Origin of the sequence: Pseudomyxococcus flavus (genome assembly GCF_050038885.1) — a bacterium.
GTDB classification, from domain to species: domain Bacteria; phylum Myxococcota; class Myxococcia; order Myxococcales; family Myxococcaceae; genus Myxococcus; species Myxococcus flavus.
This window is the reverse complement of the sequence record NZ_CP143624.1, coordinates 1,380,157-1,393,840: the sequence shown is the minus strand read 5'-3', so window position 1 is coordinate 1,393,840 and position 13,684 is coordinate 1,380,157. Positions and strand designations below refer to the sequence as shown.

Here is a 13,684-nt window from a genome sequence, read left to right as displayed (position 1 = left end):
GAGGGAGAGGCACCTGCCGCTTCCGGCGCGCTGCCGGACTACGACTTCTCCACCACGCCGCAGGCGATGCGGCCGCCCGCGTCGCCGGTCGGGTCGGAGTGGTAGTCATCCTCCTTGGCGTGCACCATCACCGAGGAGCCGTCCTTGTCGAACATGGACTTCACGGTGAGGCCGTTCTGGGAGAAGATGTCGAACTGCACCGTGCCGTCCTGGCTCACGTAGAGGTTGGGCAGGTCGCCGTGGTGCTTCCCCTTCGGCGCCAGCAGTCCATGGGCCTTCTTGGTCGGGTTGAAGTGGCCGCCGGCCGTGGTGAAGCCGGGCGCCTCGCACTTGCCCACCTCATGGACGTGGAACGCGTGCTGGCCCGGCGGCAGGTTGCTCAGCTTGCCCTTGATGAGCACGCCGTTCTTGGTCTGCTCGAAGGTGACCTCGCCCACGTCCTTGCCCTGGGCATCCTTCAGCAGGGCCTTGGCCGTCTGGCCCTTGGGAGGCGTCTTCTTCTCCGCCGGGGGCGGCGTCCCTGCGGCATCCTGGGCCAGGGCGGGCAGGGTGGCGGTCAGCGCGGCGGCGGTGAGCAGGGCTCGAATCTTCATGGGTGTGCCTTCCTCCTTGGGTAATGCGCTACGGAGCGAAGGTGGACACTAGCGGTTGCTCGTGCTCGCCGCTGAAGAAAGCAAGCGGGCATGCGAGCCAAGTGCCTTGCAGCGCTCAGTCCTCCGTGAGGGGGACGGGCACCACCCGGGAGGCACCGAAGGCCGGGGCCCAGATGCCCTGGACCTCCGGCCCATTGAGGAAGCGCACCAGGGCCTGGAAGGCCGGCAGGGGGCCGCCCAGGCGCTCGGCCCAGGCCAGTCCGCGCGGCGACAGATTGGGGACCAGCGGGCCCAGCTCGTCCAGCGTCTTCACCGAGCGCGTGAGGCCCAGGCCCTCGTCCCGCAGGCGCTGGGGCACGTAGAGCGGGGCGAAGCGCGCGTGACGGTGGTCGTGGACGCAGCCCTCGTCCTCCAGCAGCGCGGCGGACAGGGGCAGCTCGCGCACGTTGAAGAGCAGCTTCACCGCGCCCAGGTGCGGGTCATAGGCGCCGCGCAGCCGGTGGTCGCCTCGGGGCACGAGGCGCCGGTCCAGGTAGCAGTACGCGCGGGCCTCGGGCGGTACGGTGCCGCGGTGGCGGGCGCCGCCGTAGCGGTAGAAGGGCCGCACGTTCTTCGGGTCCACCTCCAGCGGCGGCCCGGCCTTCAGGGCACGCAGCTTGGGCATCAAGGCTTCGGGGAGGTTGTGGGCCTTCGCGAACTCCGCCAGGGACGCTTCGGGCGTGGCGGCGAAGTCCCTCACGCGCGCGAGCAGCCGCTCCGGGTCCGCGTCCACGAGCAGCTCGTCGAAGCGCGTCTTCACGCCGGGCAGGCTCACCGGGACGAGCCGCGTCAGGGGCTCGCCATTCTGTCGCCAGCGGGCGTCCAGGGCGGAGGCCTCGGGCGCGGTGGGGGCGAGCCGCCACTCGGGGGCCTCGGGGACGAAGCTCTGTCCGTTGCCGCGCCGCTCGAAGCGAGGCGGCGTGTGGGGGCCCGGGAGCGAGCTCCACACGGTGATGCACGTCCTGACCTGCGTGCCCGCGAAGGCGCCGGGGCCCAGGTCCACCACCTCGCGCAGGGAGAGCGTCTCCAGCAGCGACTGGCGTAGCGGCGCGTACATGAAGGCGTCGAGGAAGCTCGCCGGGGTGATGAAGGCGAGCGCGCCGGGACGCGTGGCCAGCCGGTGCGCGGCCACGAGGAGGAAGAAGGCGAAGTCGTCTCGCAGGCTGGTGCCGGGCATCAGGGCCAGCGGGAGCAGCGCGCGCAGCCGGGCATAGGTGGCGGGGTCCTTCAGCACGGACGAGGTGCCGTTGTAGGGCGGGTTGCCCACCCACAGCTCCATGTGGTCCGGCGGCGTGGTGGCGAGCAGCGGCTCCAGGCCTTCGCGAAGTGCGTCCCCCGCGTGCACGGTGGCGGTGGGCACGCGGGCCTGGCACAGCCGGGCGACCTCGGGGTCCAGCTCCAGGCCGCAGAGCCGGACGCCGGGCCGCAGCCGCGCGGCGGCGGTGAGGAACGCTCCTGCGCCGCAGGAGGGGTCCACCACCGTGAGCGGCCCTTCGCCCACGTGCTGGAGCGCGAGGGCGAGTGTGCGTTCCGCCAGCGGTGCTGGTGTGAAGAACGCGCCCACGGCCTTGCGATCCAGGCTGGGGAACTGAAGGACGAGCTTCTCCTCATCCACTTCCAGCGGCCTGTGCGCAGTGCGAGGCATGGCCCCGCATCCTACCCAGCGTGGTTCGGAGTGAACGTCCGGACCCCGCATTCAGGCTCGATGTTTCAGCGAGTTGTGCGCTTGGCATCAACGTACATGCCCTGCAGTCGCAGATGCATGGCTGTGACAGGCTGATCGTGGATGCCTGCGCAAGGAGCCTCCTCCGGCTGGATGTCGCCGGAGGAGGCCTGCTCTTACGTGGGAGCGCCTATCTGGGCGTGATGGCGAAGTCCTCGCAGTCACCGCCCATCATCGTCCATTGAGCATCGACGGGGCCCTCCTTCACGTGGACCACGCCGGCATTCGAGAGAACCGCAATGCCGTAGCCTTGTAGATGAAGCACTTCGGCTCCTCCGCTGAGCCAGTTCCAAGGCGCGTCCAAATCACCTTCCTTGATGAAGGCTTCCCCATCCGTCTTCACGATGCCGATGCGGCGTCGCCCGAGGTCCATGGACTGGACGTCGCTGGTTAGCAGGGTCAAGGGGGCGTCAAGCTCTCCTTCCTGAACGAAGAAGTCCCCATTGGTTTTCAGAAGGCCGATGCGCCGCGTGAAGTCCATGTTCAGCGAGATAGATTTGACGTTGGACCCAAGCCACGTCCAGGCCTCGTTCCAGGCGCCTGCCTTCACGTAGGCTTCGCCGTCCATCTTGACGATGGCGATGCGATCGACTGCGAATTCGAAGGATGCGACGTCGCCGGTTACCCGATTCCAGTTCTCACTGAGTCGCCCCTCTTTGATGAAGAGTTCGCCGTTGGTCTTCAGCATGCCAATGCGGCTGGCGTAGTAACCTGTGAGTGAGATGGCCTTGACGTTGGAGCCCAGCCATGTCCATGGGGCGTCCCATGCTCCTGCTTTGATATATGCCTCTCCATTGGTTTTGACGATTGCGATGCGGTCGCCACTAAAGGCGAAGGAAGAGACGGCCTCGGCCACGAGGTTCCAGTTCGCATGCAGCGGACCTTCCTTGACGTAGAGCAAACCGCCTTGTTTCAGGATACCGATGCGTGGGGTGACCCAGTGTCGGTACCCTCCCATCAGCAGGAAATCGGAAGCCCAGATTTCATGAGAATTGGGGGCGTACCATAAGACACCTCCCGCGGAGTTACCAAGCGCGACCTCGGCGCCAGCTGAGTCTGGGTGGTACAGGAGCAAATCGGTCTTTCCGTCTCCATTGTAGTCACCTGGAATCAACTCGAGCCCACCGGGCCATGAGGCCTGAGTTGCTGGGGACCGCGCCGGAGCCGCAGAGACACTGCCGTATAGAATCTCGGCGCTGCCGCTGTTCATGTCGTAGGCGAAGACATCTGCTTCCCCGTCGCCGTTGAAGTCGCCAGGGACGAGTGTCATTCCAAGAGGGAGCGTGCCTTGATAGGCAGTCGACATGATGAAATCACCGAAAGCCGCTCCAAATAAAAGGTTCGTCGCCCCAGTGCTTGACTGGTAGACGAAAATGTCGGATCTGCCGTCGCCGTTGTAGTCGCCGGGAATGAGCTTGAGGCCTGGGGGCGCCGTGCGTGGTGCGGACGACCCATGCGAGAGGATTCCGCCGGTCGCATTGCCGTAACGAATGTGGATGGTGCCAGCACTAGAGTAGATGAGAATGTCAGTTCTTCCGTCGCCGTTATAGTCGCCAGGAATGAGGGTGTGTCCTGCAATCCATGGGTCCTGCGTGGCAAGCGACGGGACCGGCAAGTCGGCGACCGCGCTGCCAAATCGAATCTCGGTGGCGCCTGTGGTCGTGTGATAGATAAAGATGTCGGTTCTTCGGTCTCCGTTGAAATCGCCGGGGATTAACTCCAGATCGGTGGAGAGTGTTGTGTGTGTAAAGACTGGAGAAAGGGCGCTGCCGCTAGAATTGCCGCGTCTTGCTCCAAGAGTGCCTGTTTTTGTGTTGTAGTTGAGTACGTCAGTCTTTCCGTCGCCGTTGAAGTCGCCAGGAATGAACTTGGCGCCGTGGTCGAAGCTCTCGAAAGAGTCGGCCGCATAGGTCAGCGGGCCGAGGTTGGTATTTCCATAGCGAAGATGGGCGGTGCCGTGTCGCGGCGCATAAACGAGGAGGTCGGTAAGATCGTCCCCATTGAAATCTGGATACTCAGGTATCCCGACTCCTGGAGTGCCGCCATCGCTCCCTGTGCCGCCGTCGTTCCCGGTTCCACCATCACCACCGGTCCCCCCATCTCCTCCCGTGGAGGGCACGCTCCAGGCGATGACGAGACTCATGTTGACTCGCATGTCTGGCGTTGCCGCCGCGTATGTGAGCAGGGCTGTCCACTGTCCGCTATGGACGAGCCTGCCAGCCCAGGGGGAGGTCAGCGGGGTCGCTGCAGTGGGATACCAGTAAGTTCCATTCAAGGTCCTCACAACAAGCTCGTCGACCCATCCCAGGTGAGAGAGGTCAATCCTGTTGATGAGTACGGAGTGGCCCGATGGCGGACCTGCGAGATAGATCGTGTCAACGACCGCGTTTGTGGGGGCGTATCCAGTGTAAGTGATGCTGCTTGTTTCGCTCGTGTATCCCCATGAGTAGTGAATGGTTAATGAGCCAGAATTCGAACTCAGGCAGTTGTTGCATGTGGGAATCTCTGCCGCCAGTTCTCGGGTGAATTCTCCGCCGAGTGCCTGCGAGGAGAGGGCCATGCTTGCCACTGTCGCCAGTGAGGCAATGAATCTGAGCAATGCTGAAGGGAGCCCTAGTGGTCTGAGGCAGTGGGCGGAAGGGGCGGGATGGAATGTCAATGTGCGCTCCTCGGTGGATGAAGGAATTGCGTTTGTGTTGCGGTGAGGCAGTGAGCGGATTTCTTGGTTCTGCGCCTGCTTGAGGCGGTGGTGCGAATCGCGTGAAGGGATTGGCATCTATTAGGGGGATGTCGCCGGCGTTCTGATGATGTGGTGAACTTCTAACGGTCCGAGGACGGAGTCGTATCTGTCATTTTGCGCGGGCTCTTCGTGCTTCCTCCGTGGATTTGTAGGTGGATTCCGGGGAGCGCATTATTTTGCAAGAACCGTGCTTGGGGCGTACTGCGAGATGATGAAGTGATTGGCGCAACACGCACATGGCTCGCTTTAGAGCCAGAAGAATGCGCGTGTGTTCGTGCGTCTTCTTGGCGGAATGCGCCTCACTTGCGCAGCGGCGGGACCTCAGCCGAGCGGAAGCGTCCGGGGGCGAGGACCTGCGTCCAGCGAGATGGACGGGCCTCGACTAGGGTGGGGGGATCGCGCGCGGCTCTCCGCTGGCATGCCCCCTCCATAGGCTTCCTTATTGACGTGGAAAGTGAATCTTTCGGTGCGGCCGATTGACAGGGCACGCGGCTAGAACCTTCGCGGGTAACTGGAAGGAGTTGATGGTGCGAAGGCTCCGTGCAGGCATCGCCCCTTCGCTGTCACGGAGCGGCGTTGCAGTACGCTCAATGGATGGGCCACGAGGGCTCGTTGGCTCTCTAGTGGGTGGTTGAGATCGACTCACTGGGATCCGTGAGTCCGCAAGCGCGGTTGGCGGGAACGGCCACGTCGATGAGCTTCGGCTTGGGCAGTTCCAGGTTGTTCATGAGCTGGATGAAGTCCTCGCGGCTCCGTCCGGCGACGCGCGGGTTGTGGCGCTTCTCCTCGCCGATGGTCGTCAGCGTCATCCCCTTGTAGTCATGCGCGGGGTACACGAGCGTCTCGTCCGGCAGCGCGAACAGCACCTGGGTGATGGAGTCATACAGTGTGCCGGGGTTCCCGTTCTGGAAGTCCGTCCGACCATTGCCTCGAATGAGTAGGGCATCCCCGGTGAAGACGCGGTTTCCGAGCAGGTAGCTCACGCTGTCATCCGTGTGGCCCGGTGTCGCGAGCACCTGGAAGGAGAAGGCCCCGGCGCGCAGCGTGTCGCCATGCCTTACATGGATGTCGGCGCACGGTGCCCCGGCCGCGCCGCCCACCACCTTGGCGCCCGTGTGAGCCCGGAGCAGCCCGGACGCGGTGACATGGTCCGCGTGCACATGCGTGTCGAGCACATGGGTCAGCGAGAGGCCAAGCTCCCGCAGCAGCGTGAGATCGCGCTCTTGCTTTTCCGCGACCGGATCAATCAACAGCGCTGTGCCGCTGGTCGTATCCCCGAGCAGATAGGTGTACGTCGACGAAGTCGTATCGAAGAGCTGTCGGAAGAGCATTCGTCCCTCCAGGGCGTCAGAGCCAGGGCGCCGCTGAAAAGATTCGCCCTTCCCGGTGAAACGACCGCCAGGGAGCGCTGGTTCCGTCTCCGGTCAGCCACGGAGAGGCCTGCCCGCCTTGCCGTGGCACTGACCAGGATCCCCAGAATATCTCCCAGCTTAATCCCCTTCAGGGAAGTCCCCGAGGGGTAAAGGAGGTTACGCCATGAGGAGGCAGGAGGCTTCTCATGGCGTGGCAGCCGAGGAGGCTGACGGCAGAGCAGTTGGAGGAGCGCCGGTTGGAGGCCGCCCGGCTGCTCAGGAGCGGCGGCTACACGCAGGCGGAGGTTGCACGCCAGTTGGGCGTCAGCCCGAGCACGGTGTGCGAATGGGCCCGGAGCCTGAAGGAAAAGGGCCTCAAGGCCCTGAAGACACGGCCGCGGCCAGGGCGCCCCTCGAAGTTGACGGACCAGCAATGGCAGGAGGTGAAGCGGTTGCTGGAGGCAGGGGCCAAGGCAGCAGGCTTTGCCACTGAGCGGTGGACGCTGAAGAGAGTCGCCCAACTCATCCATCGCCGCTTCGCGGTGCATTACCACCCCAACTACCTAGCCGAGCCGCTGCACCGGCTGGGCTTGTCGGTCCAGCGGCCCAAGCCCAAGGCGCGTGAGCGAGACGACGCACTGGTGGAGGCCTGGCTGAGACGAGACTGGCCACGCATCGAAAGGGGGCTGCTCGCCGAGGGGCAGCCGTTGCCTGCGTGGACGAGACGAGTAGTACGTTTCGGGCCCGCCTGAGTACCACCTGGGCCCCGGTAGGCCATCCACCTCAACTCCGGCGCGTCTCGAAGAGGCGTGAGGTATCCAGCGTCGTTGCGCTGGTAGCCCCGTCCAAGCGGCGGCGGGCTCGGCTTTACGCGCGGCACTTCGAGGGGAGCGTGCATGGCGCCGAGGTGGTGACTGCGCTGCGCTACTTCCACCGGAAGGTGGGCCGTCCGCTGGTGGTGGTGTGGGACAGGCTCGGCGTCCACCGCTCGCATGAGGTGAAGAACTTCGTCGAGTCCCACTCCGAGGACATCGTCCTGGAGGAGCTCCCCGCCTACTCCCCAGAGCTCAATCCCGAGGAGGGTTGCAACAGCCAGGTGAAGCTCTCCATGCTCAACGCCACGCCCGAGTCGGTGACGGACCTGCATCGGCAGGTGCGCGCGGCGTTTGTCCGCCTCGGTCGCCGTCATGCGGCCCTGCGTGGCTTCTTCGACCACGCAGGGCTATCCCTTCGCGGACTTACCTGAAGGGGATTAAAGCCCATGCCCGCAGTGCTTGCAGAATTGGGCGTCCAAATCATGCCCCTGCTGGCCACAGGCGGGGCACGCCCGGTTGTCTACGGCATGGCGCGTGGCGGCGGCCAGCTCCACGGAGACGATGCCCGTGGGCACCGCGATGATGCCGTAGCCCATCACCATCAGGATGGACGCGATGAACTGTCCCGGCACCGTCTTTGGCGTGATGTCGCCAAAGCCCACCGTCGTCACCGTGACGATGGCCCAGTACATGGCGCGAGGGATGCTGTCGAAGCCGTTCTCCTGGCCCTCCACCACGTACATCAGCGCGCCCATGATGACGACGATGGTCAGCACCGTGCCCAGGAAGACGGTGATCTTCGGGCGGCTGGCGCGCAGCGCGGTGAGCAGCACCTCCGCCTGTCCGAGCAGGTGCGTCAGCTTGAGCACGCGGAAGACGCGCAGCAGCCGCAGCACGCGAATCACCAGCAGGGACTGCGCCCCGGGAATCAGCACGCTCAGGAAGGTGGGCAGGATCGCCAGCAGGTCCACCAGCCCGAAGAAGCTGCGGGCGTAGCGCAGCGGCTTGCTGACGGAGAAGAGCCGGAGCAGGTACTCCAGGGTGAACAGGCCCGTGAAGAACCACTCGATGCCGAGCAACACGCTCGCGAAGCGGGCGCGCACCGAGGCAACGCTCTCCAGCATCACCGCGATGATGCTGAAGAGGATGGCCCACAGCAGGGCCACGTCGAACGCCTTGCCGGCGGGCGTCTCGGCCTCGAAGATGATTTCGTGCAGTCGGCCGCGGAGGCCTTCGGTGGGACCCTGCTCTGAGACTTTGGACACGGGCCCAGTGTAGGCGACCCGTGTCCCTTGGAAACGAAACGCTCGCTGTCAGGCCTCCGCTTCGCTGCCAGTGGGCCGGGGCCGCTCCGTGGCCGGCTTCGCGGGCACCGGGACGACAGCCGGGGCCTGCTGAGGCGCGCCCACGTGCATCCGGTGCTTCACCTCGGCGAAGCGGGCGGCGGACTCCTGCTCGGGGAAGAGCAGCGACACCACTGCGCCCACCAGGAAGGCCAGGGGGATGGTGACGACGCCAGGGTTGCGCAGCGGGAACAGCGCGGAGCTGTTGCCCAGCAGGTCCACCTGCACCGTCGGGGACAGGAAGATGAAGACCACCGAGGTGAGCGCGCCCGTCAGCATGCTGGCCACCGCGCCCTGGGTGGTGAACTTCTTCCACGCCATGGACAGCAGCAACGCCGGGAAGTTGGCGCTCGCCGCAATGGCGAAGGCCAGCCCCACCATGAACGCCACGTTCTGCCCCTTGAAGGCCACGCCCAGGACGATGGCCAGGATGCCCAGAAAGAGGCTGGCCAGCCGGGCCACCTTGAGCTGCTCCTGCTCGGGCGCCTGACCCTTGCGCACCACGCTGGACCACAAGTCATGCGACAGCGCCGCCGCACCAGACAGCGTCAGACCGGCCACCACCGCCAGAATCGTGGCGAAGGCGACGGCGGAGATGAAGCCCAGGAAGCCCGTGCCGCCCACGACCTCCGCCAGCATGGGCGCCGCCATGTTGCCGCCCTTGTCCACTCCGGTAATCGCCTGCCGGCCCACCAGCACCGACGCGCCGAAGCCCAGGATGAAGGTCACCAGGTAGAAGTAGCCGATGAGGCCCGTGGCGTAGAACACGCTGCTGCGCGCCGCCTTCGCGTCCGGCACCGTGTAGAAGCGCATCAGGATGTGCGGCAGGCCCGCGGTGCCGAACATCAGCGCCACGCCCAGGGAGATGGCCTCCAGCGGGTTGTTCACCAGCTTGCCGGGGGCCAGCACCTCCGGGCCGTACTGGGTGGCGGCCTCGTTGAAGAGGCGCAGGGGGCTGAAGCCGAACTTGTACAGCACCGCGCCCGCGAGGCCGGTCGCGCCCGCCAGCAGCAGCACCGCCTTGACGATCTGCACCCACGTGGTGGCAATCATCCCGCCGAAGAGCACGTAGAGAATCATCACCGCGCCCACGATGACGACCGCCGTCTCGTAGGACAGGCCGAACAGCAGGTGGATGAGGTTGCCGGCGCCCACCATCTGCGCAATCAGGTAGAAGCTGACCACCGTGAGCGTGCCCACGGCGGCGGAGAGCCGCACCGGCGTCTGCTTCAGCCGGTAGGCCACCACGTCCGCGAAGGTGTACTTGCCCAGATTGCGCAGGGGCTCGGCGATGAGGAACGTCACCACCGGCCAGCCCACCAGCCAGCCCACGGAGTAGATGAGGCCGTCGAAGCCGGACGTGGCCACCAGGCCCGCGATGCCCAGGAAGCTGGCGGCGCTCATGTAGTCGCCCGCGAGCGCGAAGCCGTTCTGCGCCGCGCTCACGCCGCCGCCCGCGGCGAAGAACTCCGAGGTCGTCTTCGTCTTGCGCGCCGCCCAGTAGGTAATCGCCAGGGTGATGCCCACGAAGACGAGGAAGAAGAAGATGGCCGTCGCGTTGGGCTGACCGAGCTGCGTCGTCGTTTCTGCCGGGTTCATGCCTGCCTCACTTCCCACCGCGGAGTTGGTGCAGGGCGCGGTCGTACTTCCCGTTCGCCCACAGCATGTAGATGCCCGTCAGCGCCCAGGCCGCGACGATGACCAGCGCGCCCAGCAGGATGCCGATGGACAGGCCGGGGGCGAGCTGCTGCCCCATGAGCGGCTTGTCGAAGGCCACCAGCAGGATGAAGCCCAGGTACGCGGCCAGGGTGGCCACGGTGAGCACGCCGGCCACGCGCCAGCGCGCCGCCGCGAGTGCCTCCAGCGCTTCCTCGTTCGGATTCGGGGACATGCGGGTTCTCCTCCTGTCAGCGCTTCGCCTGTGAGGGGGTCGCCTTGGCGAGCAGCTCGTCGAGCACCGCGGGGTCCGCCAGCGTGCTGGCGTCACCCAGGTTCTCCACCTCGCCCGAGGCAATCTTGCGGAGCATGCGGCGCAGAATCTTCCCGGAGCGCGTCTTCGGCAGGCCGTTGACCAGCACCACCCGGTCCGGCGTGGCAATGGGCCCGATGACATGCCGGACCTGCTCCTTGAGCGCGCCCACCATCTGCTCGGAGCCGGACTCCTGCCAGTCCGGCTTCACCGTGACGAAGGCGCACACGCCCGTGCCCTTGAGGTCGTGCGGGAAGCCCACCACGGCGGCCTCCGCGACGGCTTCGTGGGCGACCAGCGCGCTCTCCACCTCCGCGGTGCCCAGGCGATGTCCGGAGACGTTGAGCACATCGTCCACGCGGCCGGTAATCCAGTAGTACCCGTCCTCGTCACGGCGGCAGCCGTCGCCGGTGAAGTAGAGGTTGGGGAAGCGCGCGTAGTACGTCTCCTTGAAGCGCTGGTGGTGGCCGTACAGCGTGCGCGCCTGCCCCGGCCACGAGCGCGCCATGCACAGGTTGCCGCTGACGCCGTTGCCTTCGATGACGCGGCCCTCGTCGTCCACCAACACCGGCTCCACGCCGAAGAAGGGCAGGGTGGCCGAGCCCGGCTTGGTGGGCGTGGCGCCCGGCAGCGGCGCAATCAGGATGCCGCCCGTCTCCGTCTGCCACCAGGTGTCCACCACCGGGCAGCGGCCTTCGCCGACGACGTCGTGGTACCAGCGCCAGACCTCCGGGTTGATGGGCTCGCCCACGCTGCCCAGCAGGCGCAGCGACTGGCGCGAAGACTTCTTCACCCACACATCGCCCTCCTTGATGAGCGAGCGCAGCGCGGTGGGCGCGGTGTAGAGGATGGTGGCCTGGAGGTCGTCCACCACGCGCCAGAGGCGGCCCGCGTCCGGGAAGGTGGGCGTGGACTCGAACATCACCGTGGTGGTGCCGTTCGCCAGTGGCCCGTAGAGGATGTAGCTGTGGCCGGTGACCCAGCCCAGGTCCGCCGCGCAGAAGTAGACGTCCTCCGGCTGGATGTCGAAGACGTAGCGGAACGTGGTGGCCGCATAGACGAGGTAGCCGCCCGTGGTGTGCAGCACGCCCTTGGGCTTTCCCGTGGAGCCGGAAGTGTAGAGGATGAACAGCGGGTCCTCGGAGTCCATCCACTCCGCCGGGCAGACGCCGCGGTGCTTCGCCATCTCCGCGTCCAGCCAGTAGTCGCGGCCGTCGAGCATCGGCACTTCCTTGCCCGTGCGGCGCACGACGAGGATGGACTCCACCAGCGACAGGCCCTCCACGGCCTCGTCCGCGATGGCCTTGGTGGCCACGAACTTGGGCCCACGTGGCCCTTCGTTGGCGGTGACGAGCACCTTGGCGCCCGAGTCGAGGATGCGCTCGCGCAGGGCCTCCGAGGAGAAGCCGGCGAACACCACCGAGTGCACCGCGCCGATGCGCGCGCAGGCAAGCATGGTGTAGGCCAGCTCCGGCACCATGGGCAGGTAGATGCAGACACGGTCGCCCTTGCGGACGCCGTGCGCCTTGAGCACGTTGGCCACGCGGCCCACGTGGTGCTGGAGGTCGCGGTAGGTGATGGATTCGTATTCGCCCGGCTCGTTCTTCGCCCAGACGATGGCGACCTTGCCGGGGCGCTCCCGGGCGTGCCGGTCGATGCAGTTGTAGGCCGCGTTGAGCTTGCCGCCGCCGAACCAGGAGAAGTCCACCCGCTCGGCGTCCACGTTCATGATGGACTCGGGCTTGTGGAACCAGGTGAGCTGCTCGGCCATCTCGCCCCAGAAGGCCTCGGGTTGCTCGAGGCTGCGCCGGTAGAGCCGCTGGTAGTCCTCCAGGCTCTTCACGTGGGCTTTGCGGCTGAAGGCGTCCTTCGTGGGAATGAGCGAGTCCTGCGTCTGGGCCATCGTCAGCATCCTTGGAGTGGAGGAGGGTTAGTAGAAGAGCTGCAGCTGGCTCGTGCCCGTCACGGAGGCGCGCGCCTGGGAGAGGTCGCCCGTCCACGCGACGGCGACCTCGGTCCGGAGGTTGAACGTGTGCTTCTGGAACCAGATGTTGAAGCCGGGCCTGAGCGCGAGCTGGTCCTGGCCCGCCACGCGCGCGTTGAAGTACTCACCGGAAATCACCGGCTGGAACTTGCCGAAGCGCCAGCCCGTCTCCGCGTAGAAGCCGGTGCCGCTCTGCGGGTTGTCCAGGCCCTGGCGGTAGTGGAAGAGGGTGGCGTTGAAGACGAGCTCCTGGTCGTTCGCCAGCGGCACGTCGAGGAACACGTCCGCGGCCGTGCCCAGCGAGTCATGGAGCCCGGAGGCCGTGGCCACCGCGTCCGGCTGGTAGTCGGCGCCGATGCCCACCGACAGGCGCGGCTCCGAGGCGAAGTAGATGCCCTGGAAGAAGAGGTCCTCCTCCCGCGTGAAGAAGTTCCAGCGCGCCATCGCGGTGACGCGGGGAAGGTCGTCCGGATTGAGCACCGTGCCCTCCGGGGTCGTCTTGCCGTTGACGCCGTTGAAGATGGCGGCGCGGAAGCCCAGCGGCCCCGCGAAGCCGCGCACCTGCACGCCCATGTCCCGCCACACCTTGCCCACGCCAGGGGCCCAGCGGACCAGGTTGGAGTGGTAGTCCACCGCCTGCAACGCGATGGCCCCCTGGAGGACATGGCGCGTCAGCGGCGGCAGCAGCATGCCCGCGTCAATCCAGATTTTGTCCGCCACCTCGTAGGAGATGAACGCGTCCTGGATGAAGAAGGCGACGTTCCAGTCGCCGTTCTTGCCGAAGTTGGGCTGGTCCGTCTCGGCGAAGAACGACAGGCGCTTGGTGATGTTGCCGAAGAAGAGCAGGCGCGTGCGGCGCAGGAACATGTCGGTGCCAAGCCCGCCGGACGGCGCGCCTTCGTCGACAAGCTGGAGCTGCGGCTGCAGGAGGATGGCGACGTTGAGATAGGACTCCTCGCTGAAGGGAATCTTGAATGCGCTCGACGGAGCGGCTGACAGCAGGACCGCGAGCGCGGCCATGAGCGACAGCATGCGTGCGGGGGCAGTGCGCATGCCCCGCCCCAGAGCAACGCGTCTGCCAACGCGCCGCACTCGAAGATTCAAGAGCTTGCAGGTTGGCCCGGCG

At 66.2% G+C, this 13,684-nt stretch carries 11 protein-coding genes; 2 read left to right on the top strand and 9 right to left on the bottom strand.

What is annotated here, in order from left to right; all coding sequences use genetic code 11:
* Positions 1-38 precede the first annotated feature (38 nt).
* The 4 genes from VZL07_RS05755 to VZL07_RS05740 all read right to left on the bottom strand — a co-directional run bounded on the left by VZL07_RS05755 (position 39) and on the right by VZL07_RS05740 (position 6,426).
* Positions 39-593, bottom strand: coding sequence for a superoxide dismutase family protein (locus VZL07_RS05755; RefSeq protein WP_426754329.1), 555 nt, complete (start codon positions 591-593; stop codon positions 39-41).
* A 115-nt stretch (positions 594-708) separates the two neighbouring features.
* Positions 709-2,277: an HsdM family class I SAM-dependent methyltransferase gene (locus VZL07_RS05750; protein WP_426754328.1), complete on the bottom strand. Its 1,569-nt coding sequence runs from the start codon at positions 2,275-2,277 to the stop codon at positions 709-711.
* 208 nt (positions 2,278-2,485) lie between these two features.
* A complete protein-coding gene (locus VZL07_RS05745; RefSeq protein ID WP_426754327.1) occupies positions 2,486-4,498 on the bottom strand; it encodes an FG-GAP repeat domain-containing protein in 2,013 nt (670 codons plus the stop codon).
* Positions 4,499-5,715: 1,217 nt separating this feature from the next.
* Positions 5,716-6,426 carry an MBL fold metallo-hydrolase gene (locus tag VZL07_RS05740; RefSeq protein WP_426754326.1) on the bottom strand — a complete coding sequence of 237 codons (711 nt, stop codon included), beginning with the start codon at positions 6,424-6,426 and terminating at the stop codon, positions 5,716-5,718.
* A gap of 227 nt (positions 6,427-6,653) precedes the next feature.
* Between VZL07_RS05740 and VZL07_RS05735 the strand changes: the two genes are divergently transcribed.
* Positions 6,654-7,199, top strand: coding sequence for an IS630 family transposase (locus VZL07_RS05735; protein ID WP_426754325.1), 546 nt, complete (start codon positions 6,654-6,656; stop codon positions 7,197-7,199).
* The gene (locus tag VZL07_RS05730; protein ID WP_426754324.1) at positions 7,163-7,693 is read left to right on the top strand and encodes a transposase; all 531 of its coding nucleotides are present in this window, start codon (positions 7,163-7,165) and stop codon (positions 7,691-7,693) included. Before VZL07_RS05735 ends, VZL07_RS05730 begins: the two co-directional genes overlap by 37 nt.
* A 6-nt stretch (positions 7,694-7,699) precedes the next feature.
* Here VZL07_RS05730 and VZL07_RS05725 read toward each other — a convergent pair whose 3' ends face one another.
* Genes VZL07_RS05725 through VZL07_RS05705 form a run of 5 tightly spaced genes read right to left on the bottom strand, consistent with a single transcriptional unit; the run spans position 7,700 to position 13,611 of the window.
* On the bottom strand, positions 7,700-8,527 hold the full coding sequence (locus tag VZL07_RS05725; RefSeq protein WP_426754323.1) for an ion transporter: 828 nt from the start codon (positions 8,525-8,527) through the stop codon (positions 7,700-7,702).
* Positions 8,528-8,575: 48 nt separating this feature from the next.
* On the bottom strand, positions 8,576-10,204 hold the full coding sequence (locus tag VZL07_RS05720; RefSeq protein WP_426754322.1) for a sodium:solute symporter family transporter: 1,629 nt from the start codon (positions 10,202-10,204) through the stop codon (positions 8,576-8,578).
* 7 nt (positions 10,205-10,211) lie between these two features.
* Entirely contained in the window at positions 10,212-10,496 is a 285-nt protein-coding gene (locus tag VZL07_RS05715) for a DUF485 domain-containing protein (protein WP_426754321.1), read from the bottom strand.
* A 16-nt stretch (positions 10,497-10,512) separates the two neighbouring features.
* A complete protein-coding gene (gene acs, locus VZL07_RS05710) occupies positions 10,513-12,477 on the bottom strand; it encodes an acetate--CoA ligase (protein ID WP_426754320.1) in 1,965 nt (654 codons plus the stop codon).
* Between the two features lie 27 nt (positions 12,478-12,504).
* Positions 12,505-13,611 carry a hypothetical protein gene (locus VZL07_RS05705; protein WP_426754319.1) on the bottom strand — a complete coding sequence of 369 codons (1,107 nt, stop codon included), beginning with the start codon at positions 13,609-13,611 and terminating at the stop codon, positions 12,505-12,507.
* Between the last annotated feature and the right edge of the window lie 73 nt (positions 13,612-13,684).

Excerpts from the sequence above, each read along its gene's own strand:
- VZL07_RS05755 (WP_426754329.1), bottom strand. The coding sequence starts at position 593 with ATGAAGATTCGAGCCCTGCTCACCGCCGCCGCGCTGACCGCCACCCTG.
- VZL07_RS05740 (WP_426754326.1), bottom strand. The coding sequence starts at position 6,426 with ATGCTCTTCCGACAGCTCTTCGATACGACTTCGTCGACGTACACCTAT.
- VZL07_RS05745 (WP_426754327.1), bottom strand. The coding sequence starts at position 4,498 with ATGAGTCTCGTCATCGCCTGGAGCGTGCCCTCCACGGGAGGAGATGGG.
- VZL07_RS05735 (WP_426754325.1), top strand. The coding sequence starts at position 6,654 with ATGGCGTGGCAGCCGAGGAGGCTGACGGCAGAGCAGTTGGAGGAGCGC.
- VZL07_RS05715 (WP_426754321.1), bottom strand. The coding sequence starts at position 10,496 with ATGTCCCCGAATCCGAACGAGGAAGCGCTGGAGGCACTCGCGGCGGCG.
- VZL07_RS05705 (WP_426754319.1), bottom strand. The coding sequence starts at position 13,611 with ATGCGCACTGCCCCCGCACGCATGCTGTCGCTCATGGCCGCGCTCGCG.
- VZL07_RS05720 (WP_426754322.1), bottom strand. The coding sequence starts at position 10,204 with ATGAACCCGGCAGAAACGACGACGCAGCTCGGTCAGCCCAACGCGACG.
- VZL07_RS05750 (WP_426754328.1), bottom strand. The coding sequence starts at position 2,277 with ATGCCTCGCACTGCGCACAGGCCGCTGGAAGTGGATGAGGAGAAGCTC.
- acs (WP_426754320.1), bottom strand. The coding sequence starts at position 12,477 with ATGGCCCAGACGCAGGACTCGCTCATTCCCACGAAGGACGCCTTCAGC.